The following is a 24,264-nucleotide window of genomic DNA, read 5'->3' on the forward strand; positions in this document are numbered from 1 at the left end:
AGGTCTCTACACTAAAAACTGTAGTCACCAAGGTAGGCTCGGTAGTAGAAACATCTAGTCCATATCACTAGATATATACAGCATTTAATCGTTTGCGCGGATTGTAAGGATTGAGATTAAAACTTCAACAAATTTTGTCTAGATCACATAAAAAAGTACCGATGACGAGTCATTACATTTATACAAAGATCTTTGAGAAGATCATTTGCTGATAAATAACGATCAAGCCAGTTGTTCTCAATCATCTAAATATGCTACTCTTCGCCTCCATTTTTCTGACCTAATTTTCACCAGTTGCTTCTATTAGTTTTACTCGTTATCTCTTTATAGACGTAACCAACGGCACAATTAGTAGATGCGCCATCGGAACAAAAATTAGAGTCAGTGCTATCTTTTAAAGTGTAGGTTTATTGCCTTCACTCAATCCAACCAACAGTGGAAATATACAGATGGGCAAAGGTACTCTTTACATCGTATCTGCACCTAGTGGCGCAGGTAAGTCGAGCTTGATCTCAGCAATGCTAGAAACCAATCCAACCTACGCAATGAAGGTATCTGTTTCACACACCACTCGCGGTATGCGCCCTGGTGAAGAAAATGGTGTTCACTACCACTTCGTAGAGAAGCATCATTTTGAAGACCTTATTACTAAAGGTGAATTCCTAGAGTACGCTGAAGTGTTCGGCAACTACTACGGTACTTCACGCGTTTGGATTGAAGAAAACCTAAACCGCGGTATCGATGTATTCCTAGATATCGACTGGCAAGGTGCTCGTCAGATCCGTGAACAAATGCCTCAAGCGAAGAGTGTATTCATTCTTCCACCATCAAATGGTGAACTAGAGCGTCGTTTGAATGTTCGCGGTCAAGACAGCGACGAAGTTATTGCGAAACGCATGAGCGAAGCAAAATCAGAGATTTCTCACTATGCAGAATATGATTATGTGATCGTGAATGACGACTTTGATGCAGCCCTAATGGACTTCAGAGCTATCATTCGTGCGGAACGCTTAAAAGAAGATAAGCAAGCAGCGAAATACAGCGGCATGCTTACTGCTTTATTAGCGGAATAATCTAGATCCCCTAGATTTTCTATTGAGATAAGTATACGGTGATCTAGAAAGTATCTAGTTAAACTTGTATACTTTCTCGTCATCAAAAATTTATTAGTTAATTACTATTTGGAGTCCTCATGGCACGCGTAACTGTTCAAGACGCTGTTGAAAAAGTTGGCAACCGTTTCGACCTAGTTCTTATTGCGGCTCGCCGCGCACGTCAAATGCAAACTGGCGGTAAAGATTCACTAGTGCCTGAAGAAAACGATAAGCCAACGGTTATCGCTCTTCGCGAAATCGAAGAAGGTCTTATCACTAAAGACGTACTAGATGCTCGTGAACGTCAAGAGCAACAAGAGCAAGAAGCGGCTGAACTTGCAGCAGTAAGCAGCATCGCTCACACTCGTTAAGAACGTCATTCGAACTAATTAACCTTCCGGGCCTTTAATTTGTATCTATTCGATAGCCTCAAAGACGTTGCCCAAGAATACCTAACAGAGCCTCAAATTGAGGCTCTGCGTCAATCTTATGTGGTAGCGAGAGACGCCCATGAAGGGCAAACCCGCTCAAGCGGTGAACCATACATTATCCACCCTGTAGCTGTTTCAAGAATCCTGGCAGAAATGCGTCTGGATATCGAAACCCTGCAAGCTGCTCTGCTTCATGATGTCATCGAAGACTGTGATGTCACTAAAGAAGATCTAGAGGAAAAATTTGGCAATACCGTTGCTGAATTGGTTGATGGTGTATCTAAGCTGGATAAGCTTAAATTTCGTGATCGCAAAGAAGCGCAAGCAGAGAACTTCCGCAAGATGGTTCTCGCCATGGTGCAAGACATCCGCGTTATCTTGATCAAATTAGCTGACCGTACTCACAACATGCGCACGCTTGGGGCACTTCGTCCTGACAAAAAGCGTCGTATTGCTCGTGAAACCCTAGAGATTTATTCTCCACTAGCTCACCGTCTTGGTATTCATAACATCAAGACCGAACTAGAAGAGCTAGGCTTTGAAGCCCTCTATCCTAACCGTTATCGCGTACTTAAAAACGTAGTGAAAGCTGCGCGTGGTAACCGTAAGGAAATGATCCAACGTATCCATAGCGAAATTGAAGGCCGCCTTGAAGAGGTCGGTTTGCCTGCTCGCGTACTTGGTCGTGAAAAGAACCTGTTCTCCATCTACAACAAGATGAAAACTAAAGAGCAGCGCTTCCACACCATTATGGACATCTACGCTTTCCGCGTCGTGGTTGATACCCCAGATACTTGTTATCGCGTACTTGGTCAGGCTCACAGCCTGTACAAGCCTCGCCCTGGCCGCATGAAAGATTACATTGCGGTACCAAAAGCCAACGGCTACCAATCTCTGCACACGTCAATGATCGGCCCTCACGGGGTGCCAGTTGAGGTTCAGATCCGTACTGAAGATATGGATCAAATGGCAGACAAAGGTGTCGCAGCGCACTGGTCTTACAAAGGCAACGGCTCACGCAGCAGTAATGGCACGACCGCACAGGTTAAAGCACAACGTTGGATGCAGAGCTTACTTGAGCTGCAACAAAGCGCGGGTAACTCATTCGAATTCATTGAAAACGTTAAGTCTGATCTGTTCCCAGATGAGATCTTCGTGTTCACGCCGAAGGGTCGCATTGTCGAACTTCCGGCAGGCGCAACAGCGGTCGATTTTGCTTACGCGGTACATACCGATGTCGGCAACATGTGTGTAGGTGCTCGTGTAGACATGAACCCTTACCCACTCAGCAAATCACTGAAGAACGGTCAAACCATTGAGATCATCAGTGCTCCGGGCGCACGTCCGAATGCAGCATGGCTCAACTACGTGGTGACCTCACGTGCGCGTACTAAGATCCGTCAGGTTCTGAAGACTATGCGCCGCGAAGAGTCGATTACCTTAGGTCGTCGTCTACTGAACCACGCACTTGGCGAACACTCTATTGCCGATATCGGCCAAGAGAATATCGACCACGTATTGTCTGATCTTCGCCTAGACAATGTTGAAGACTTACTGGCATCGATTGGTCTTGGTGAGCTGATGAGTATCGTTATTGCTCGTCGTCTACTGGGTGATGCTGACGAACTGACTGAAGTGGAAAACAACAGCGACACACCAAGGAAGAAATTGGCTATCCGTGGTGCTGAAGGTCTACTACTGACGTTCGCTAACTGTTGTCACCCAATTCCAGATGATCACATCATTGCCCATGTATCGCCAGGTCGTGGCCTTGTGGTTCACCGTGAAACGTGTCCAAACGTTCGTGGTTACCAGAAAGAACCAGACAAATACATGGCGGTTGAATGGTCTGACGATTACGACCAAGAGTTCACTGCTGAACTTCAGGTTGATCTGCAGAATCACCAAGGTGCACTGGCTGAGTTAACTAACGTTATCTCGAAAACAGGCTCGAACATTCACGGTATTTCAACTGAAGAACGTGATGGACGCCTGTACACAGTGACTATCTTGCTGACCACCAAAGATCGTGTTCATCTTGCAAGTATTATGAAAAAGCTACGTGTGATGCCACACGCGCTGAAAGTAAGACGTCGTAAGAACTAACGTTTAAACTTGATAATAGTTTTGCCAAGAATTTAAATCCCCTTAATGCTTTATCGCTTAAGGGGATTTTTATAACCGTAATCCTAGTATTTACCGCGCTCCCTCCCATTCCTGCCTGTACAAAAATCCAGTAAAATGCTTGAATAGATCATCTCTCTTACGTTTATGAGCCTTGTTATGTCACAGCTTTTATCTGCTATCCCTCTCAACTCTTTATCTGGAGTCGGCGCTAAAGTCGCAGAGAAACTAGAGAAGGTTGGGCTTAACAATGTACAAGACCTGCTATTTCACCTGCCTTTGCGCTATGAAGATCGAACGCGTATCTATCCAATCGTAAAACTGCATGCTGGTTTATGGGCAGCAGTGCAAGGCAAGGTAATGCACGTCGATACCATTTTCGGTAAACGTAAGATGCTCGCAGTAAAGATCAGTGATGGTAATGGCACTATTACACTGCGTTTTTTCAACTTCACTGCAGGCATGAAGAATAACTTTGCCGAAGGCAAACAAGTGCATGCTTATGGTGAGATCAAGCGCGGCAATATGGGGCTTGAGATTGTCCATCCGGATTACAAATTCTTTGCTCCTAGGCAACAACCAGACGTTGAAGCCAACCTGACTCCGGTGTACCCAACCACCGAAGGGCTAAGACAAGTCACGCTGCGTAATCTTACCGATCAAGCCTTAGAGCTAATCGACAAGGCCGCAGTTAACGAGCTTCTCCCATCAGGTTTATACGACCACCAAATTACCCTCGCACAAGCACTGCATACCATTCACAGGCCGCCCCCGGGCATTGACCTAGAGCTGTTTGATGAAGGCAAGCACCCTGCGCAACTACGCCTAATTATGGAAGAGTTACTGGCTCAAAACCTGTCTATGTTGTCTGTTCGTAGCAAAGGGCAGCAAGACAAGGCAATGCCTTTTCCTCCAGTAAACACCCTTAAAGATAAGCTACTGGCTCAGCTGCCGTTTTCACCAACCAATGCCCAAGCACGAGTGACCAAAGAGATCGAAGCTGACTTGGAAAAGCCGCATCCTATGATGCGTTTAGTGCAAGGTGATGTGGGCTCTGGTAAAACCTTAGTCGCTGCACTGGCGGCGGTTCGCGCATTGGAACACGGTCAACAAGTAGCACTTATGGCACCCACTGAACTACTCGCAGAACAACACGCGATTAACTTTGCCAACTGGTTTGAGGCAATGGGTATTCAAGTTGGATGGCTAGCAGGTAAGCTCAAAGGCAAAGCTCGTGAAACTGAACTAACACGTATTGCCAGTGGCGAAGCGCAAATGGTGGTCGGTACTCATGCCCTGTTCCAAGAGCATGTCGAGTTCAAAAACCTTGGTTTAGTGATCATTGATGAACAGCACCGATTTGGTGTCCACCAGCGATTAGAGCTACGTGAGAAAGGCGCAAAGCAAGGCTACTACCCCCATCAGTTGGTCATGACCGCTACCCCAATCCCACGAACGTTAGCAATGACGGCCTATGCCGACCTCGAAACTTCGATTATTGATGAACTGCCACCGGGACGAACCCCAATTCAAACCGTGGCAATTCCTGATACCAAGCGCGATGACATTGTTGAACGTGTGAAAAATGCGTGTCTCAATGAAGGCAAACAAGCCTACTGGGTATGTACGCTGATTGATGAATCGGAAGTACTGGAAGCTCAAGCTGCAGCTGATACAGCAGAAGAGCTACAACGCAAACTGCCTGACGTAAAAATTGGTTTAGTCCATGGCCGTATGAAACCCGCCGAGAAACAAGCGGTGATGCGAGAGTTCAAAGAGAACAAGCTGCATCTATTGGTTGCGACAACCGTGATTGAAGTGGGTGTGGATGTTCCGAATTCGAGCTTAATGATCATCGAGAACCCAGAACGTCTTGGCCTAGCGCAACTGCACCAACTGCGTGGCCGTGTCGGCCGAGGTTCGGTCGCAAGTCATTGTGTATTGTTGTATCACTCTCCGCTGTCTAAAACCGCTCAGAAACGCCTAGGTGTGCTACGTGAAAGTAACGATGGCTTTGTGATTGCACAGCGCGACTTAGAAATCCGTGGCCCCGGTGAATTGCTCGGTACCAAACAAACTGGCTTGGCTGATTTCAAGATCGCCGATCTAATTCGTGACCAACGTTTGATACCTGAAGTGCAGCGTATTGCGCGTCATATTCACGATAGCTACCCAGACAATGCTAAGGCGATCATCAACCGTTGGTTGGGTGAACGCGATGTTTACTCTAAGGCGTAGTTAACACTAAGGCATAGTTAACACTGAGACCGTGTTCAAACGTAAAAAAGGCTTCCTCAAGGAAGCCTTTTTAGTGTGCGTTACTTTCATCAAGCAAGAGCGAGATTCCCTATTCGCTCGTTCCTCACGATAGGGAATGACGATCAAAGTAAACTTTCATCATCAAAGTCCATGGTTAGCAATTCGTCATCCTCGGAGAGGGAAGAATGACCGAGTCGGGGATCTCTTAACCGTTCCCCGAACCGAACTTATCGTCATCAAACGGACCGATGATAACTAGGGCTTAACCGGGAAACTGATCTGCGCTTTTAAGCCACCTTCACTGCGGTTATTGACCACAACAGCACCTTGATGCTGGCTAACGATACGTTTCACAATTGCTAAGCCCAAGCCCGTTCCTTCGCTACCACGAGCCGTGTCACCACGCGTGAAAGGTTCAAACAGCTTTCCGATCTGGTCTTGTGGAATACCCGGCCCGTTATCTTCTACCGTCACCCAAGCAAGCTTGTTATCCGCCGTCATACCAGTTGATACCTTGACCCAACCATTACCGTAACGCAGCGCATTCACCACCAAGTTGCTCACAGCACGCTTCATTGCGATCGGGTTGCCCAACGCAGGTTTCATGGTTTCTGGAATATCGGTTTCAATCTGGACCTCATAGCCACCTTCAGAGCTAGAGACTTCTCGCGCAATATCATCGACAAACACCGCTTGGAATGAGTCTCTGTCAACAGGCTTTAGGTAATCCATGAACTGACTGATGATCTCGTTACACTCTTCGGTATCACTGATGATGCCTTCCGCCAAATAGCTGTCTTCTGGCGACATCATCTCGGTTGCTAAGCGAATACGCGTTAACGGAGTACGTAAATCATGGCTGATACCCGCCATCAACAAGGCGCGGTCTTCTTCTAGCTCTTGGATGCCTTTCGACATCTGGTTAAAGGCTCGAGTTACCGAGCGAATCTCTTGTGCGCCTTGAACTGGCAATGGCGGTGGAATATCACCTCGCCCGACACCTTGCGCCGCTTTCTCTAGCGCGATCAACGGACGGTTTTGCAATCGGATAAACAGCCAACCACCTGCGACAATCAACAGCGCCATGATCAGACTGTTACGAAACAGTGGTGCAAAATCCTCTTCTTGCAGCTCTGATAACGGAATACGAATTAAAGAGTTGGGTAACTGCGCAATGTCCATCCAAAGCACATAGCTCTCTTTACCCAAGATCAGCCGCACTTCAGTTTCAGAACCCAGCTCCTTGGTCATCTCCTCACTCATCAGGTCGATTGCGACCGCATGGTAATACTCACCCGCCGCTTCGCTGCCCTTGGCGTGAACGGTTACCCCGAGCTGTTCAAGCACACGCTGACGCAATGGCGCATCGATCTCGATATCACTGCCTTGGTCCAATACCAGGTTTAGCTCGTGAGCCAAAATCTTATTAAACTGCTGCAAACTTGGCATCAACGCATAGTTAAACACCGCGTAATAAGAAAAAATTTGGCTAGCGACCAATAGCGTTAAGAAAAGCACTATCGACTGAGTAAAGGAGCTACGTATACGCATGGGGTACCCGAGATGTAGAAAGATAAAGAAAGAGTTATATGACTATAACTCTAAACCATTGTGCTGAATAGAAAACGGGCCATCGCATATTAATGAGATGACCCGTAAGATTCACAGAATCGATAAAGCTACTGTAGAGCTTATTAAGCTGAATTACACAGCTTTGCCATCTGGAACGAATACATAACCCAAGCCCCACACCGTTTGGATGTAGCGAGGTTTGCTTGGATCTTCTTCAACTAGACGACGCAGACGTGAAATCTGAACATCGATAGAACGTTCCATTGCTGAATACTCACGGCCACGAGCCATGTTCATCAGCTTATCGCGAGACATTGGCTCACGAGCATTCGTTACCAAGGACTTAAGAACCGCAAATTCACCCGAAGTAAGCGGCATTGGCTCTTCACCGCGGAACATTTCGCGAGTACCTAGGTTCAAACGGAATTCACCAAATTCAACCACAGACTCTTCTGTACTTGGTGCGCCCGGCGCTTCAATGACTTGGCGACGCAGTACCGCTTTAATACGAGCAAGCAGTTCACGTGGGTTAAATGGTTTTGGCAGGTAATCATCAGCACCCACTTCCAAGCCCACAATGCGATCCACTTCATCACCCTTTGCTGTAAGCATCAGGATTGGTAGCGAGTTGTTTGCGTTTCGTAAACGACGACAGATCGATAGACCATCTTCGCCCGGCAACATTAAATCCAATACCATCAAGTGAAAATTTTCACGGGTTAACAGGCGGTCCATCTGCTCACTGTTTGCCACGCTACGCACTTGAAAGCCCTGCTCTGACAGATAGCGTTCTAACAGTGCACGTAAACGAGCATCGTCATCGACCACTAAAATTTTGTAGTTTTCTTGCATGTAATGGTTCCACCTATTAAAGCTTAAACCTAAGGTTAAGCATTCTTGGTAAATTGTATATTGGTATAAGACATTAAAAATGTAACATTATTGGAGAAAAAGTCGCCTAAATAATTGTTAACGTATGTTGCCTTTCTATATATTCTATCTTAGATCATCATTTCATTAAGTCAGATTTATGAAAACCAAACTTATCACCCGAGAAGGTTATAACAAACTCAAAGCAGAACATGACCACTTATGGCACGAGAAACGCCCTGAAATTACTAAGATAGTCACTTGGGCGGCAAGCCTTGGAGATCGCTCAGAAAACGCAGATTACACCTTCAATAAGCGTCTACTTCGTCAGATCGATCGCCGAGTGCGTTTTTTAAGAAAGTTCCTACCTGATGTCACGATCGTTGATTACTCGCCACAACAAGAAGGTAAGGTCTTTTTCGGTGCTTGGGTCGAAATTGAGAATGATGATGGGGAAATTAAGAAGTTTCGAATTGTCGGCCCAGAAGAGATCTACGGCGATGCTAAAGGCTATATCTCTATCGACTCACCAATGGCTAGAGCTCTGCTCAAGAAAGAAGTAGATGACGAGTTTACGGTAAAAACACCGGAAGGCGACAAAGAGTGGTTCATTAACTCGATTCGCTACGCAGACAACGAATAACCAAACTTAATAAACACTTAGCGATAAACTGAGTGTTCAGCAAACCCAAACTCCAGATAAAAGAAAACCCCGCAAGGCTTTCGCCTAGCGGGGTTAAGTCTCTATCGCAGCAATCCGGCTACTGTTTATCTCTTCGAGATAAGGTGCTCCCTGCATCTTTCCTTGATAGTGGCTAAATCCTTTAACCAATTTCCTTTTTGTTCATCGCCATCCTAGCGGTGTCCATTCTAGCCTGTCATCCTGACTGGCGAATCTCATCCAGAGATTATCACTTCCTTGCTGACCACTCATCCTAAGTAATCAAATCTTCATCCTGAAGATACCTAGTCCATTAGGCTTTTTCCTGTTCCTGCCAACTCCCTGTCGACAAGTTAAATATTACGGCAAATGGCCGTGTTTCCTAGATAGTCTTAAAAAACATTTCAGGTGAGAAATACGCCCACAAACACACAATCAAATAAAATCAGCAACTTAGTGTAACATCAAGACGATTTCATCGGTCTAAAGCGACTTAGTCTCACATCACTTGTAAGAGATCTCGCACAAAGCGGGTATCAGAAACGGAAATTCGACTTCTGACAGGATAATTACACAGCCAAAGCTAGAAAAAGCGTACGCTCACCCCCATGTATTTGTCATGATATTAAATAAGAGATTCATCGGATGAGCCAAGCTATCTGTCGACTGATCGCTGAAGAACTGAATGTCCGTTCTGAGCAAGTCACTGCCGCAGTAAACCTAATTGACGACGGTAACACCGTTCCCTTTATTGCCCGCTACCGTAAAGAAGTTACGGGTGGCTTAGACGATACCCAACTACGTAACCTTGATAGCCGCCTTTCATACCTTCGCGAGCTAGACGATCGTCGCCAAACAATTCTTAAGTCGATTCAAGACCAAGGAAAACTCACGCCAGAACTCGAGCGTGATATCACTCAAGCAGACAGCAAGACTCGCCTAGAAGATTTATACCTGCCATACAAACCAAAGCGCCGTACTAAAGGCCAGATCGCGATTGAAGCGGGCTTAGAACCACTTGCCGACACACTGTGGAATGAACCACAGCACGATCCAGAAACGGAAGCGGCGAACTTCATCAGCAACGATAAAGGCATTGCCGATACCAAAGCTGCTCTCGATGGTGCTCGTGCGATCATCATGGAACGCATTGCGGAAGACGCAAACCTACTAGAAAAGATTCGCCAACACCTAACACGCAACTCAGAGCTAGTCGCTCGTGTAGTGACAGGTAAAGAGCAAGAAGGCGAGAAGTTCAAAGACTACTTCGAGCACAACGAAACACTCAGCAAAGTGCCGTCTCACCGTGCTCTTGCAATGCTACGAGGCCGTAATGAAGGCTTCTTAACACTGGCAATGAACGCAGACCCAGAGCAAGAAGAAGGTGTACGTGGTTCATACTGTGAGAACATTATCTCTGATCACTACGGCATTACCCTAAGCAGCGCACCTGCGGATGCTTGGCGTAAGCAAGTGATTAGCTGGGCATGGCGCATCAAGGTTTCTATGCACATGGAAACTGAATTGATGGGCGCAATGAAAGAGCGTGCAGAGATCGAAGCGATTGAAGTATTCGCAACCAACCTAAAAGACCTACTCATGGCAGCGCCAGCTGGTCCTCGAGCAACCTTAGGCTTGGACCCAGGTTTACGTACCGGTTCGAAAATCGCTGTCGTGGATTCAACCGGTAAGGTTTTGGCAACAGAAACTATTTACCCTCACCCACCTCAAAAGCAATACGACAAATCGGCACACGTGGTTGAGCAGATGGTTCGTCAATTCAATGTTGATTTGATTGCGATTGGTAACGGTACGGCTTCACGCGAAACCGACAGCTTTGTGGCTGACGTAATTAAACGCGGCAACCTAAAAGCGCAAAAGATCATTGTTAGCGAAGCGGGCGCATCGGTTTATTCCGCGTCTGAGTTAGCTGCAAAAGAATTCCCGAACATGGATGTATCAATTCGTGGTGCGGTGTCTATTGCTCGTCGTCTGCAAGATCCACTGGCAGAGCTAGTGAAGATTGACCCTAAATCGATCGGTGTGGGCCAATACCAACACGATGTGAGCCAAACTATGCTCGCTAAGCGCCTAGATGCGATTGTCGAAGACTGTGTAAACGCGGTTGGTGTTGATGTGAATACCGCTTCGGCTGCGCTACTGACTCGTGTTGCTGGCCTGTCTAGCACCATCGCTCAGAACATCGTGGACTTCCGTGATGAAAATGGTCGTTTTGAAGCACGTACTACACTGAAAAAAGTCGCACGCTTGGGGCCAAAAGCCTTTGAACAGTGTGCCGGCTTCCTACGTATTATGGATGGCAAAAACCCACTGGATGCATCATCGGTTCACCCAGAAGCTTACCCAGTAGTGAAAAGCATCGCTGAGAAAAACCACAAAGACATCAAATCTCTGGTGGGTAACACCGACTTCTTACGTGGTTTGCACGCGGTTGATTACACCAATGAAAACTTTGGTGTTCCAACGGTCACCGACATCATCAAGGAGCTGGATAAGCCGGGACGCGACCCTCGCCCTGAGTTCAAGACTGCAACCTTCGCCGATGGCGTAAACAGTGTTTCAGATCTAGAACCGGGCATGATTTTAGAAGGTGTGGTATCGAACGTGGCTAACTTTGGTGCCTTCGTTGATATTGGTGTTCACCAAGATGGCTTAGTGCATATTTCAGCGCTCACCGATCGCTTTGTCTCTGACCCACGTGAAGTGGTTAAAGCGGGCGACATCGTGAAAGTGAAGGTGATGGAAGTGGATGTTCAGCGTAAACGTATTGCACTAAGCATGCGTATGAAGGACGAGCCGGGACAAGACAACCGTGCTCAACGTTCAAGTGCACCTCGCACACAAAACCGCTCGAATCAAAACTCGCAAGGTGGCCAACGCCGTCGTGAAGAGCCGCAACAAAACGCTGCAATGGGTGGAGCATTCGCTGCCGCTTTTGCTAAAGCGAAAAAGTAATCCATTAGCTCATCTAAAAAGCTGATGTGCTTAAAACAGAAAACCTGCATCCCTTAGGGTATGCAGGTTTTTTTATTATGTGTTCAAAAAAGACATCGAAGCTTGGTTGTATTCTTCGTGTTTATACTCAAAATAATTGGAGTTGCAGCTAGGCAACCTTTTCCCTACAAAGGAATGAAGTTCAGCCCTATGAGCATAGGGGTTCTATGTGATTAGGGTGAACTTACGCAGTTAACAACGCTGCAGCTTCAAGTATGAAGAGTATAATTATAATACGACCAACATCTCTGACGGAGCATGAGGCGCAACAGCATGACCATAATGATACTTTATGACCTTACGTCGTTTCTCCATCTGTCCTTCCTGAATCGCCGCATCTAAAACATGCTTTGGCAGGCGGAAACGCATGGTATAACCTTTGCCTTGATCAGCACTGTATGTTTTCAGTGCCAATAAGCTGAACAGCCGATCAAAAGGGTCTTGTGGCTCTTCTTGGCTAACCGAATTGGCCTCTGACTCGTTCTCCATTTCATAACCTGGATGGTCTGAAGGATCCCAAGCCGACTGCTGCCTTCGTTTATCGTCTGATTTTACCTTACGCTCTGCATTGGTTCTCGCCAATGCTACTGCGGGAGCAATAGGTTCTCGGACTCTATTATCACGCGCAACTTGCTCTGTTTGCACATTAACGGACGGGGCGATTAGTGGCACACTCACTGCAGTTGCAGGTGACACAATCATCGCGAACTCTCCTCAAGAATCGCCCATCAATATTGCCATAACACTGTTGTACCGAGAACGCACAACAGGCATAGCCCAACTTAGCGCAATCAGCTCTGGAGAGAGTTAGGTCTGAGTATCATGCAACACGTTGGTGTTATACCAATCGTAGTAAATAACTGATCATCCTAGCTTGTTAAAATGCTCGATAACGGCGTTAGATTTTTTGATTGTAGAATAACTACTTATCGAAACTACTTGTCAAAAAAAAGCTGCCTTGTTCTCAAGCCTTTTACCTACGCTATTTTTGAACACTTACTTACTGTGATTGGTATTAGCTTATATATCGACCAAGCCGGATATATATTTAGCAATTATTTTTGTGCGAAGCTGACAAGCTCACTGCAAAAGGCATCCGCTTCGGTCATAAACGGTGCATGCGAAGACTGGGTAAATATGTATTGCTCGGTATGAGGCAAGGCTGTACCTAAGTCTTTTGCAACCTTGATTGGCACCAATCCATCTAATCGACCATACAAGCGTAGCATTGGTACTGAAATCTCAGGCAGTTGTTCACGCAGATCGACATCCGACAGCATCTTTAATCCTGCCAATAATGAATCAGGGTTCGGCAACGGGCGAGACAGCACCGCTTGCTTGAGTTGTTTTACATCTTGCCTTGCTGAAGGGCTGCCCATGGCTTGCAATGCCATAAAGCGTTCGATGGTGGTTTGGAAATCTTCAACCAGTTGCTCGGTGAATGCGCTTAATACGTTGGGCTGAATGCCTCGCCATAACACGGGCTCTTTTGCAGCGGCGAATTTGGGAGAACTGGCGACAGTCACCAGCTTGCTCACGTAATTTGAGTGATGGAGAGCCATGTGCGTTGCGACCAAGCCTCCAAGTGACCAACCCACCCAAATCGCTTGCTTTGGTGCTTCGGCCAAAAGCTGCTGAGCAATCTCTTCAAGATCTTGAGCGTGGCAGTGCGCGCTGTGTCCATACCCTGGTAAATCGACAACATGCACTCGAAAATCAGCTTGTAATGCATTAACGGTTTGTTGCCATACCGCACCGTTCATTCCCCAGCCGTGAACCAGTACTAAATCAGGCCCTTGCCCAGAAACATGCCAATATAACGCGTCACTCATTCTCAATATTCCCTACTTTTTCCATCAGCGATAATCCGCGCTTTTCAGTATGGTGAGCAAAAGGAACACCATAACCCAAAAGCATCACGAGCTATGTTATCCGATTGGCTACAAAAACACACACCACGTCTGGTCACACCTCAATGCCACCTGTGCAAACTTGATAAACTGCCCAGTGATACACATCCTCGATGGTGCAATTCTTGTCTCAAACTCTTTCAGCCAGTACCACGCTGCCAACGATGTGGTTTAAAAACACTGCTCACAGTAGAGCAGTGCGGACAGTGCTTATCTCAACCTCCACCCTGGCATCGCCTCTACTGTGTCGGCGATTACACCTTCCCTACAGCAGGTTACATTCAGCAAATGAAGTACGCTGATAAGTTTTGGTTTGCACGTGATCTATCTAAGCTATTGGCATCACGTATCGAATATCCTGCTCCGCTGATCACCAGCGTGCCGCTGCATTGGCGTCGATATACTCATCGCGGCTTTAATCAAAGTAAGCTGCTAGCCGACTACACGGCTCAAGAGCTTGGCGTTGAAAGTGATGTGCTCTTTCGTCGAATTCGCTCAACGGCTTCCCAGCAGGGGCTGACTAAATCCGCACGATTACACAATCTAAAGAGCGCTTTTGCGCTGCGAAAACAAGACGTTCAAGGAACTATCCCCTCTCACGTCGCGATAATTGATGATGTTGTAACCACCGGCAGTACTGTGTATCAATTATGCCAATTACTACTTGAAGTGGACGTTAAAAGGATTGATATTTACTGCATCTGCCGCACTCCTGAGCCCTCTGGATAAAAGCTGTGAATCACTACTTGTACAGCAATCCAACAAAAAAGGGCTGAATTACAAATCTGACAGGAGTAGAATGGCGCTAATAACCTACAAATCTACTCAGGTATTCGTCGTGTCAAATATTACTATTACAGAAACAGCTCAAACTCACTTTGCCAATCTGCTGTCACAGCAGCCTGAAGGTACAAACATTCGTGTGTTCGTGGTAAACCCAGGCACACAAAACGCTGAGTGTGGTGTTTCTTACTGCCCAACAGATGCTATCGAAGCGTCTGACACAGAGCTTAAATTCGAAGCTTTCTCTGCATACGTAGATGAGCTAAGCCTACCGTTCCTAGATGAAGCTGAAATTGACTTCGTTACTGACAAAATGGGCTCTCAGCTAACGCTTAAAGCACCAAACGCTAAGATGCGTAAAGTCGCAGACGATGCACCACTTCTAGAACGTGTTGAATACGCAATTCAAACACAAGTTAACCCGCAACTTGCTGGTCACGGCGGTCACGTTAGCTTGGTAGAAATCACTGAAGACGGCGCAGCTATTGTAGCATTCGGTGGTGGTTGTAACGGTTGTTCTATGGTTGATGTAACGCTAAAAGAAGGCATCGAGAAAGAACTTCTTCAACAGTTTGAAGGTGAACTGACTGCTGTTCGTGATGCAACTGAGCACGATCGTGGTGAGCACTCTTACTACTAATCACTGATTTAGTGTTAGTTGTTATTTGAAAGGTTGATGCGCAAGCATCAACCTTTTTTGTTATGTGGATAAGCAAGTTAGGACTATCGCGTTCTCTCTATACTCTTTTGCTATACAACCATATTTTCACCTCGTTACCATCTTGAGTAAGGTATTCAAGTGATCGTAATCGATTCCTGCTTCAATAATTTTCGGATATGAAAACTCGGATCTAGGAACTCAAGGTCATTTCCCCTATATTAGAATGACTTTATAAGAAAGAATTCCAATGAGCTAAGGAGCGAGCGCAATGACGAAAAGGACCAAGCCAGAGATTTTGGCCAAACAAACTGTCGCTCAATCAAGACTATTCTCTATCGAGTCTCTCGACTTACGCTTTTCAAACGGCGAAGAGCGCACTTACGAACGCATGAAGCCCAGCGGGCGCAACGCAGTGATGATGGTTCCTATTACTGAGCAAGGCGATATTCTATTAGTACGTGAATATGCAGCGGGAACTGAACGCTACGAACTTGGCTTTCCAAAAGGGCTGATTGATCCAGGTGAGCAGCCAAACGAAGCCGCCGTTCGCGAACTCAAAGAAGAGATAGGCTTCGGTGCCAACAAGCTTACTCCGCTGAAGGAAGTGATCCTTGCACCCTCTTACTTCTCTAGCAAAATGACGCTGTTTATTGCAGAAGACCTCTACCCAGAAAAGCTAGAAGGTGATGAGCCAGAGCCTCTCGATATTGTGCGCTGGCCACTTGCTCAAGCCGAAGAACTGTTAACACATCTCGATTTCTGTGAGGCTCGGAGTATTACAGCCCTGCTTTTAAGCCTTCGTGTATTAAACAATAACTAGAACATTCAGGCTCGCTCTAAGAGTAAGAGAACATTTATGCCAATAACAAAAGATTTGTCTCACCTCCTACCCTCTGTCATTGAGATTGCTCGCTCTGCTGGTCAACTCATCTTAGAGATCTACGAGAAAAAGGATTACGAAGAGTTCATTAAGAGTGATGACACTCCAGTAACCAGTGCCGATCTTGCAGCACATAAGCTGATATTAAAAAAACTCAGTGAATTGACGCCTGATATTCCCGTATTATCCGAAGAAGACGCCGACATCAGCCTAGAGCAACGCTCTCAATGGGATCGCTACTGGTTAGTTGACCCATTGGACGGCACCCAGGAGTTCATCGCACGAAGTGGTGATTTCGCGACAATTATCGCCCTAATCGAGCATAACAAGCCAGTGATGGGCGTGGTATACGCACCCGTTTCAGGTGTGAGCTATTACGCTTACAGTGGCAAAGGCGCTTGGAAGATCCCAGACCTTAATGACAGCGTGAAAATCAAAACGCATCGTCACGAGCTGCCAAACCAGTCAATCGCCATGGCGATCAGCCGTCGCCAGGACATCAATCGCATCACTAGCCGTATGAGCTCAGCATGGAATTATGATTTGGTTCCTCTAGGCTCAGCAGCGCTTAAGGCCTGTTTAGTCGCAGAAGGCGCTGTGGATTGTTATCTGCGCCTTGGACCAACCGGAGAGTGGGATACCGCCGCAACGCAGTGCATTGTTGAAGAAGCTGGCGGACGTATCTTAAGTACTCAACTAGAACCGCTTTCGTACAATGAAAGAGAAACGCTAGAAAACCCGAACTTCATTGTACTCGGTGATGCAGATTTACCGTGGGTAGAAATTTTGCAAGGCAAAGACTAGGCGAGTTTGCTCCCTTTAACTGTCAGATATCCTCTAGATTCTCAGAACAAACAAAACGGGCACCTCAGTGAGGTGCCCGTTTTTTATATCTCGTAATTTAGTGACCCTTAGCCGTTTAGCTAAAAACGACCTTGATAAGTAAACTGGTACTTACCTTGGCTATCAGGATTACCCAACCATTTAAGCTGATTTTGCATCGTTGGCGGGAATTCAACACCCGGTTTAAACCACGCTGCAGATGTGTAGCGCTGGTTAGATGTTAGACTCGCTGAGAACTCACTGTCTACTTGAGTGCTCTTCTGAACGCCTTTGGCTGCAATTGTACTGTCTTCACAGGTTATGTCCGCAATCACAGGACCAAGGTCTAACGAACCAACAGGTGAATCGACTGCAGCACCAGACCAAGCCACAGTACCTTCACCAGACTGACACCAAGGTTGAGCATGAACCGCATGCTTGATCGTCAGCTCAACCTTTCCACCAATTGAAACCGGGACTGGAATGGCTGGGGCGTATTTCATCACGTTCATAGCAGGCATTGAGGCCACTAAGTTCTCTGCATACGCGCCACTCATGCTGTACCCGACACGCCCTTTACCTGACAAGTTCATGTCGCTGTTACGACCAAAACGAACCGCCAGTTCTGCTTTGGCTTGAAATAGCTTAGAAAACTGGAAGTCCCACTGCACTGAACCGTAATTAACACGCTGCCAGGCGATATTATTGGCGCTGCCCTGCCAAACCGTTCCTTCAACACCTTCAATATTCAAGCCACGCACAGCCGGTGCATGTTTGAGTACAAAAGAGGCCGGTAGATGCAGCAACAGACTAACCGAGAAAAAGACAATAAAGATGCCGCCAAAAAGTAAACCTAACTTCAAAGATAAACCGCGTTTCACATTAACCTCGTTTAAACTGTAGTCGGTTGACCTCAATAACCCCTGGGTTATCGGAGCGATCAATGTCCATAAACTCAACTTCGACACCCTGCTTCTCTTTCAAGTATGTCAGCCAATCTAAGAACTGATTAAAAGGCACAGGTTTCACCCAGACTTGCAGCATCTCGCCACGTGGTTGCACACGTATCAGCTCGATATTAAAGCGACGCATAGAAGCAGGCACAGATTGATTCAGAGGTTGACTGGCACTAATGCCGCCACTGCCTCGTAGTTCAACCACTTCATTGGCTTTATTGGTTACCCAAGCCAGTAGTTGCTTCTCGCTTTGAATGCGGGTCTGCGCAAGTTCAGCTCGCTGACTGAGTGGCTGGATTAGCCCCCAATAAACGACACCGACCACCAATAGAATTGAGCAACCAATCACTAGTCGTTGCTCTCTTTGACTTATTGAAGTCCACCACGCTTGGAGTGGCTCAATCATATTTCTCATCACTGATCTCCTTACGCAGGTTATTGATGGGGTTTAAGAGTAAAGCTGCCAAATACGGCATCACCATTACGATTCAATGGCCCTTGCTCAACGGTAAACTTCTCTTCAAGTTTCACTCGCGCAGTCTCGAAATATTGGAAGTCAGTACTTTTCGCTTCCAATCTCACCTCTGAGCGGTTGCCGTCGTAGCGAATACTATTCACTTCGATGGCTTTCACTTGTCCTAAAGTTTCTGGCAGTAACGCTAGCCATCCAAGTAAGGAATCACCATCACCCGAGCCACCATACTTCTTAGCTTCGTCGTTCATCTGGCGCTTAAGGTAGCTGACCGTCGGAATACGTTGCTTACCCGGAAGTACGCTTCTAAAAATACGTTCACTCTCCGTTCGGTACGCTTCGGCTTGTGCTTCGTACTGCTGAACCTTTAAGACTTGCTGAGTGACGATCACCGCCACCAGCAAACAAGCTGCGATCGCTACTTTTTGCCATACACGCCAGTACTTACTGAATGAAGATTTGGTTTTAAAGGTGCCAGTCAGTAAGTTTACGCCACTTGTAATGGCTTGTTGGCTCAGTAAAGACATCACCAGTTCAGCAGGTTTAGCTTGCCACTCAATGCCACTTTGCAGTTGAACGTCATCACTTGGCAGTGCGGTGTAGCTAAAAATCGTTGGTGATTGCTCTTCGTCATCTAAGGCAGCCCAATCGCTTTGTAAGAACATCGCTAGCCACGCCTCATTGATCGACACTGCTTGATAGTTGCTTTGACGCAATAACCAATGTTGGTCGATCTGCAGCGCACTGATGCCCTGATCTTCTAAAGGCAACGCTAAGGTATCAGGCAATACTTTACGAAAGATAATGTTCGCTTCGCGGAAAGTATCCAGCGCCTGCTTAAGCCAATCACGTTCCACACCACACACTGTCGCGTGCGTTGCGTCTTTCTCTAAAATAGTCAGGTGTAAGTCTTCGATATCTTGTGCGACTTCGTCTTCTAATAAAAACGGCAGCATAGAATCGAACTGGCGAGCAGCACCTTTCGGGATCTCAACACGCTTAATTAAGCATTCATTTCCCGGCAATAAAGCGATACAGCTACGCTTTTCAGCGTAAGGCGTTAACTCATCCAGCTGCTCCCAGCTAGACAGTTCGCCACTTGCTATCACTTCTTGTTGGCTTGTCGACCAAACTAACCACTGCACAGGGCTTTGTGGTTCGCTACTCAGTCGAACGGTCAGAAACTCGCTCACTGATTCCTCCAAAACGACGGCGTACTACCGTCACTGTTTCTCGATTACTACTATAGAAAAGCGTCCGTATACGTACACGTGACTGCTCAACTAATACCTCTGCATCTAGCTCAAAATAGGCGCTATCTACAGTTAAATATGCTTTCGCTTTTTTGCTGACTTCGGCACTCACACCCACAATAGCAGGCTCAGCCATAAACGCATCCACCGTATCCCAACCATCGAATGGGCGTTTGTCTATCAGCTGTTTGGCATCCGATTCACTTAAGCCGGGGGCAAACATCGCTTCCAATAACGGCGCCTGCTTTTCCGTAAGAGTATTCACATTCAAACGGAAATCGTCGCTCGGCAGAGCACAAACAAAGGGGCGAACCTTATTCATCACCTCACCAGTGACTTGATAAACCGAGCGTAGCTCGGACTCATCGGCCATTAAGCCATTCGCTGCCAAATAAGATGGCTTCATCGCCTCATAAGTACTGTCTTCTACACCAGCTGAAGAGGTGGTTCGGGTATCACTATCAACAAATTCCCAGCTTGAATGTGCAATAACCTCGGCCTGATAAGGCTCAACATCTTGGTTTTCCAACAAGGTTTGCCAAACCGTAATTAAATAAGGTGTTTGGTTACTTGAAGTCGTCGCCACACCAGCCAACGCATTGAGATTAAAACATGCCTGAGCATCAACAATACGGCCTTTAACTTGACCATAATCCAACGGGTATACCTGTTCTTCTAACGCCCATGGTTGACTCAAGTTGACGGTATCACTGTCTTTGTAGCTTTGCCTAATGCCGTCTTGCACCAGCGCTTCGACACCAATGCTGTACCAGTAAGCCTGTTGGTAATTCAGTTGATTGCCCACGCGCTTAAATTGAGTAAACAGGCGTTCCGACATACTGCCTGCGATGATTGCCATTATCGCCAGTAGCATCAGGATAATGATCAGCGCAACACCTCGCTGCTTGCGCCCCATGGCAGACCTTGTCAGTGCAAACTTATTAGTTCGATGAGTCATTATTCCCCTCATTACTACTTGAAGAGTCACTGTTTGAAGAATCATCGGCCTGATCTAGCGTGCCACCAGGGGTGAGATAAATACGCTCTATCTCACCATAATCTTTCAAGGTTAGCTTTAACCTTACCGCTTTCGGTAGCGATTTGTCGGCTTGCCACTCTTTCCCCCAGCGGCTTCCGTCATAAAACTCGAATTCCAAGCTTTCAACATCATCAAGCAAAGGCGTAATCACACCTTCTTGTCCTGCAGGAGTATCGGGGTAGCGCCACCACACACGCTCAAGCGTTTCTTCTTTAATGCGGTAACCCACTTTGGTGACTTCTCCGCGAGGAAACTGCTGCTGTGGGTTATGCCAGCCAAGGCGAGTAAACATGATGCCAACGCTGTCGGAATCCAGTAAATACTCTTTAATTAAGATCAGCTTAGATGATGCTTCTTCACCGTTGGTACGAAATTGTCGCACCGCCATCTGGCGAAAATCATTATCTAAAATGACTAAGCTACGTTGCAGTTGATTTAAACGAGCACTGCGCTCGATTGAAAGCTCGTTGCTGCGCTGAACCTGATTTACTACCTGATAAGCCGCCATGCTTAACGTGGCAAAGATAGCGATCGAGACCAAAACCTCAATTAAGGTAAAGCCTCTCCCTTTCGAAGATAGTCCTTGTTTACGAGGCACACGCTTATTGGCGGACATGCTCTTACTTAGCGACTTGCTCTGAGCTAACGACACGCTTTTACTTGACCACATAGCTGCGCACCGTGACCACTGGAGAAGCTTGTTTACTGGTTGCCACACTCACATCAAACGCCTTTAATAAATCATCGCTAGTATCGATTGGCGTGACCTTCCAAAACCACTCTCTCTCGGCCAACTCTTGTGTGCCCTGCGCTTTTTTTAGCTTCTCAGGATGCAGCATCACCAAAGCCATTTGATTATCAACGACCATAGCCGCGAAGGTTTTTTCTTCGAGATAACTGAGGGTATTGATGTGCTGAGTAACAGCACGAATCACACTGATCGCCGCAGTCGCAAAGATAGCGAGCGCAACCAATACCTCAAGCAGCGTCATTCCTCGAGAACCAAGGGGCATACCACGAAAACGATAAGGAGAACGGTTATTCCTCTTCATCTTCTTCTCCCGGTTCTAGCAGTCGAATCACACCATTGTCCAATACTCGAATACGCCAACCATCTTGTATGGTGTCTCCGGTATTTGGATAAAACGACAATACAAATGGCGTCATTTCAGCACTCGACAAGATGTAGATCTGTGGTGGTTTCGGCTTCTTTTCCTCTTCAAGATCAGCAAACATATCTTCATCAAACAAGCTTCCTGGGTTGAACAACCGATCATCGTCTTCCCATGCGCCACCACCTAAGGTCAGTGACAATGCGAGTTCTTCCGGTAGTTCAGTTAAAGAGGGGATTTTTTCAAAATCGACTTCTTGCCAGCCTTCAGACTTAAGCGCCATCAGTACATAGGTCGATTTCTTTTCATCAACTCGAACGCCAAAATCTAAGCCGCTCAAAATAGCCTCTTCATTGAGTAATTGAACTCGCTGATAAAAGCTTTGAGCGTATTTTTTAGCAACATCTTTGCTATTGGTAGGAATGGTCGCGATCACCGCAACCGCCGTTACTGACAGTAGTACCAACACCAAGAGAATCTCAATCAAGGTGAAACCTGGCTGTGTTTGCTTAGTTTTCACCTTTAGACTCCATCTGTTTACGTCCTACCATCAATAACGTATCAAGCATCAATAACGAATCAAACAATAAGCTGAAGCTTATTGGAAATCCTGCATGTTCCAGTTGCCGATATCCGCCGCAATACCTTCACCACCTTCTTGGCCATCAGCACCAAGAGTGAAAATATCAATAGTGCCGTTATCACCAGGGCTTAGGTATTGGTACTCGTTACCCCATGGGTCGTTTGGCAGACGCTTGATGTAGCCACCGTCGCGGTAGTTACGAGGCTCTGGGCTGCTTGGCTTAGAAACCAATGCATCAAGACCTTGATCCGTTGTTGGGTAAACGCTGTTATCCAGTTTGTACATATCTAGCGCGTTCTCTAGCGCCACAATATCAGTGATGGCTTTTTGTTGGTCAGCCTTCTCTTTGTTACCCAATAGGTTAGGTACAACAAAGCTCGCCAATACGCCAAGGATAACCACAACAACCATCACTTCTAATAGGGTAAAGCCTGATTGTTTCTTCATTCTGTTTTTCATTATTTTCTCCAAATTACAGACAACGAGTGAAGGTAATAGTGTCCTTCTTCTCGCTCATCCAAAAACTAACGTCTTATGAGCAGTTGGTTAACCACTCATCAAATTATTCATTTCAAGCATCGGCATCAGAGTCGCCATCACAATGAACAGCACTAAGCCTGCCATCAAAGCGATAAGTGCTGGCGTAAAAATACCTAGCGCGATATTCACGGTCGACTCAAAGCTTTGGTCCTGGTTATCTGCCGCTCTTGTTAGCATTTGCTCTAACTGACCACTTTGCTCACCACTGGCGATCATATGCAGCATCATCGGAGGGAAGAGTTTGGTTTGATCGAGCGCTTTACGCAGGCTTGCCCCCTCTCTAACACTGTCTGACGCCTGCAGTACTTGCTGCTTCACATGGTGATTCGACATCACATCTACCGCCACCTTCATCCCTTCAAGGATAGGAATCGCACTCGAGGTACAGATAGAGAGTGTTCGTGCAAAACGAGAGGTATTAATCCCTTTCGCGATCTTGCCGATCAGTGGAATGCTTAATAGCTTGCGATCCCAACTCATACGAACGCCCGGCTTTTTCAGCGCGGTCTTAATCAACACAATCACACCGATGATCAACAACAGTAGTTGGATGCCCCAATTCTGGATAAATTCACTCGATGCTAATAAAAATTGTGTCGATTGAGGAAGTTCTTGGCCCATTTGGATAATAGGTTCAACGATCTTAGGTACCACGGTTGCCAACAGGAACGAAACAATCGTCACCGCAAACACCACTAGCACGACTGGGTAGATCATCGCTTGCAGCAGCTTAGAGCGCATCTTCTGACGGTTTTCTGCGTAATCGGCCAGTCGCTCCAATACCGCATCTAAGTGACCCGACTTCTCACCAGCTGCGACCATAGCTCTAAACAGTTCATCAAAGATGTGAGGGTAATCAGCCAAGCTATCCGCTAGCGAATAACCTTCCGTCACCTTCGAACGAACCGCCAGTAACATGGTTCGAATACGAGGTTTTTCAGACTGTTCGGCAACGGCTTTCAAGCACTCTTCTAGCGGCATGCCTGATTGCACCAAGGTGGAAATTTGGCGAGTAATCAAAGCAAGGTCAGGCGTGCTGATACCACGCTTAAAACTGGTCGAGGGCTGTGCACCTTTCGCCGTTTTAGCTTTAGCTTCGGTCATCTCAACCGGCATCAAGCCTTGTTCTTTTAAGCGTTGGCGAGCCTGACGAGCGTTATCCGCTTCAATCGAGCCCTTTTTACTTTTACCCTTGGCATCCAGTGCTTTGTATTCAAATGCCGCCAT

General features: G+C 46.6%; 23 protein-coding genes and 1 riboswitch. Of the genes, 10 read left to right on the plus strand and 13 right to left on the minus strand.

What is annotated here, in order from left to right:
- Position 1: 1 nt before the first annotated feature.
- A riboswitch (purine riboswitch) is annotated at positions 2-101 on the minus strand.
- 348 nt (positions 102-449) lie between these two features.
- The 4 genes from gmk to recG all read left to right on the plus strand — a co-directional run bounded on the left by gmk (position 450) and on the right by recG (position 5,887).
- Positions 450-1,073, plus strand: a complete 624-nt coding sequence (gene gmk, locus AB4371_RS08225) for a guanylate kinase (protein WP_017062466.1) — start codon at positions 450-452, stop codon at positions 1,071-1,073.
- A 119-nt stretch (positions 1,074-1,192) separates the two neighbouring features.
- Positions 1,193-1,465, plus strand: coding sequence for a DNA-directed RNA polymerase subunit omega (rpoZ, locus tag AB4371_RS08230; RefSeq protein ID WP_009848003.1), 273 nt, complete (start codon positions 1,193-1,195; stop codon positions 1,463-1,465).
- 39 nt (positions 1,466-1,504) lie between these two features.
- Positions 1,505-3,631 carry a bifunctional GTP diphosphokinase/guanosine-3',5'-bis pyrophosphate 3'-pyrophosphohydrolase gene (gene spoT, locus AB4371_RS08235; RefSeq protein ID WP_102398526.1) on the plus strand — a complete coding sequence of 709 codons (2,127 nt, stop codon included), beginning with the start codon at positions 1,505-1,507 and terminating at the stop codon, positions 3,629-3,631.
- 177 nt (positions 3,632-3,808) lie between these two features.
- Positions 3,809-5,887 (plus strand): ATP-dependent DNA helicase RecG, encoded by a 2,079-nt coding sequence (gene recG / locus AB4371_RS08240; RefSeq protein WP_017066313.1) that lies wholly within the window; start codon positions 3,809-3,811, stop codon positions 5,885-5,887.
- A gap of 276 nt (positions 5,888-6,163) precedes the next feature.
- On the opposite strand, the gene envZ is transcribed toward recG, so the two are convergent.
- Both envZ and ompR read right to left on the minus strand, forming a co-directional pair.
- Positions 6,164-7,459, minus strand: a complete 1,296-nt coding sequence (gene envZ, locus AB4371_RS08245; protein WP_102320999.1) for a two-component system sensor histidine kinase EnvZ — start codon at positions 7,457-7,459, stop codon at positions 6,164-6,166.
- A 153-nt stretch (positions 7,460-7,612) separates the two neighbouring features.
- Entirely contained in the window at positions 7,613-8,332 is a 720-nt protein-coding gene (gene ompR, locus AB4371_RS08250; protein WP_008218409.1) for a two-component system response regulator OmpR, read from the minus strand.
- Between the two features lie 178 nt (positions 8,333-8,510).
- On the opposite strand from ompR, the gene greB reads away from it, so the two are divergent.
- Positions 8,511-8,993 carry a transcription elongation factor GreB gene (gene greB, locus AB4371_RS08255; RefSeq protein ID WP_017062470.1) on the plus strand — a complete coding sequence of 161 codons (483 nt, stop codon included), beginning with the start codon at positions 8,511-8,513 and terminating at the stop codon, positions 8,991-8,993.
- A 663-nt stretch (positions 8,994-9,656) separates the two neighbouring features.
- Entirely contained in the window at positions 9,657-11,987 is a 2,331-nt protein-coding gene (locus AB4371_RS08260; RefSeq protein ID WP_372149425.1) for a Tex family protein, read from the plus strand.
- 267 nt (positions 11,988-12,254) lie between these two features.
- On the opposite strand, the gene AB4371_RS08265 is transcribed toward AB4371_RS08260, so the two are convergent.
- Both AB4371_RS08265 and bioH read right to left on the minus strand, forming a co-directional pair.
- Entirely contained in the window at positions 12,255-12,728 is a 474-nt protein-coding gene (locus AB4371_RS08265) for a hypothetical protein (protein WP_017066129.1), read from the minus strand.
- A gap of 353 nt (positions 12,729-13,081) precedes the next feature.
- Positions 13,082-13,858, minus strand: coding sequence for a pimeloyl-ACP methyl ester esterase BioH (gene bioH, locus AB4371_RS08270; RefSeq protein ID WP_102394586.1), 777 nt, complete (start codon positions 13,856-13,858; stop codon positions 13,082-13,084).
- 93 nt (positions 13,859-13,951) lie between these two features.
- Here bioH and AB4371_RS08275 point away from each other — a divergent pair, with 93 nt between their 5' ends.
- The 4 genes from AB4371_RS08275 to cysQ all read left to right on the plus strand — a co-directional run bounded on the left by AB4371_RS08275 (position 13,952) and on the right by cysQ (position 17,064).
- Positions 13,952-14,665 carry a ComF family protein gene (locus AB4371_RS08275; protein ID WP_170962812.1) on the plus strand — a complete coding sequence of 238 codons (714 nt, stop codon included), beginning with the start codon at positions 13,952-13,954 and terminating at the stop codon, positions 14,663-14,665.
- A 109-nt stretch (positions 14,666-14,774) separates the two neighbouring features.
- The gene (gene nfuA, locus AB4371_RS08280; protein WP_004741449.1) at positions 14,775-15,359 is read left to right on the plus strand and encodes a Fe-S biogenesis protein NfuA; all 585 of its coding nucleotides are present in this window, start codon (positions 14,775-14,777) and stop codon (positions 15,357-15,359) included.
- Positions 15,360-15,648: 289 nt separating this feature from the next.
- The gene (gene nudE, locus AB4371_RS08285) at positions 15,649-16,200 is read left to right on the plus strand and encodes an ADP compounds hydrolase NudE (protein WP_017062476.1); all 552 of its coding nucleotides are present in this window, start codon (positions 15,649-15,651) and stop codon (positions 16,198-16,200) included.
- 36 nt (positions 16,201-16,236) lie between these two features.
- Positions 16,237-17,064, plus strand: coding sequence for a 3'(2'),5'-bisphosphate nucleotidase CysQ (gene cysQ / locus AB4371_RS08290; RefSeq protein ID WP_017062477.1), 828 nt, complete (start codon positions 16,237-16,239; stop codon positions 17,062-17,064).
- 119 nt (positions 17,065-17,183) lie between these two features.
- Here the strand turns inward: cysQ and AB4371_RS08295 are convergent, their stop codons facing one another.
- The 9 genes from AB4371_RS08295 to gspF form a co-directional block, all read right to left on the minus strand.
- Entirely contained in the window at positions 17,184-17,963 is a 780-nt protein-coding gene (locus AB4371_RS08295; RefSeq protein WP_017063075.1) for a type II secretion system protein N, read from the minus strand.
- Between the two features lies 1 nt (position 17,964).
- The gene (locus AB4371_RS08300; protein WP_017062479.1) at positions 17,965-18,453 is read right to left on the minus strand and encodes a type II secretion system protein M; all 489 of its coding nucleotides are present in this window, start codon (positions 18,451-18,453) and stop codon (positions 17,965-17,967) included.
- 20 nt (positions 18,454-18,473) lie between these two features.
- The gene (gene gspL, locus AB4371_RS08305) at positions 18,474-19,703 is read right to left on the minus strand and encodes a type II secretion system protein GspL (RefSeq protein ID WP_102394587.1); all 1,230 of its coding nucleotides are present in this window, start codon (positions 19,701-19,703) and stop codon (positions 18,474-18,476) included.
- Positions 19,672-20,721, minus strand: a complete 1,050-nt coding sequence (gene gspK / locus AB4371_RS08310; protein ID WP_372149427.1) for a type II secretion system minor pseudopilin GspK — start codon at positions 20,719-20,721, stop codon at positions 19,672-19,674. Before gspK ends, gspL begins: the two co-directional genes overlap by 32 nt.
- Positions 20,705-21,472 (minus strand): type II secretion system minor pseudopilin GspJ, encoded by a 768-nt coding sequence (gene gspJ, locus AB4371_RS08315; RefSeq protein ID WP_017063073.1) that lies wholly within the window; start codon positions 21,470-21,472, stop codon positions 20,705-20,707. The genes gspK and gspJ overlap by 17 nt, the downstream gene beginning before the upstream one ends.
- The gene (gene gspI / locus AB4371_RS08320) at positions 21,459-21,854 is read right to left on the minus strand and encodes a type II secretion system minor pseudopilin GspI (protein WP_017062483.1); all 396 of its coding nucleotides are present in this window, start codon (positions 21,852-21,854) and stop codon (positions 21,459-21,461) included. Before gspI ends, gspJ begins: the two co-directional genes overlap by 14 nt.
- Positions 21,841-22,434, minus strand: coding sequence for a type II secretion system minor pseudopilin GspH (gspH, locus tag AB4371_RS08325; RefSeq protein ID WP_017062484.1), 594 nt, complete (start codon positions 22,432-22,434; stop codon positions 21,841-21,843). Before gspH ends, gspI begins: the two co-directional genes overlap by 14 nt.
- A gap of 78 nt (positions 22,435-22,512) precedes the next feature.
- Positions 22,513-22,956 (minus strand): type II secretion system major pseudopilin GspG, encoded by a 444-nt coding sequence (gene gspG / locus AB4371_RS08330; protein WP_017062485.1) that lies wholly within the window; start codon positions 22,954-22,956, stop codon positions 22,513-22,515.
- 87 nt (positions 22,957-23,043) lie between these two features.
- The gene (gspF, locus tag AB4371_RS08335) at positions 23,044-24,264 is read right to left on the minus strand and encodes a type II secretion system inner membrane protein GspF (protein WP_048661299.1); all 1,221 of its coding nucleotides are present in this window, start codon (positions 24,262-24,264) and stop codon (positions 23,044-23,046) included.

This window comes from Vibrio sp. 10N.261.51.A3 (assembly GCF_041471965.1).
GTDB classification, from domain to species: domain Bacteria; phylum Pseudomonadota; class Gammaproteobacteria; order Enterobacterales; family Vibrionaceae; genus Vibrio; species Vibrio crassostreae_C.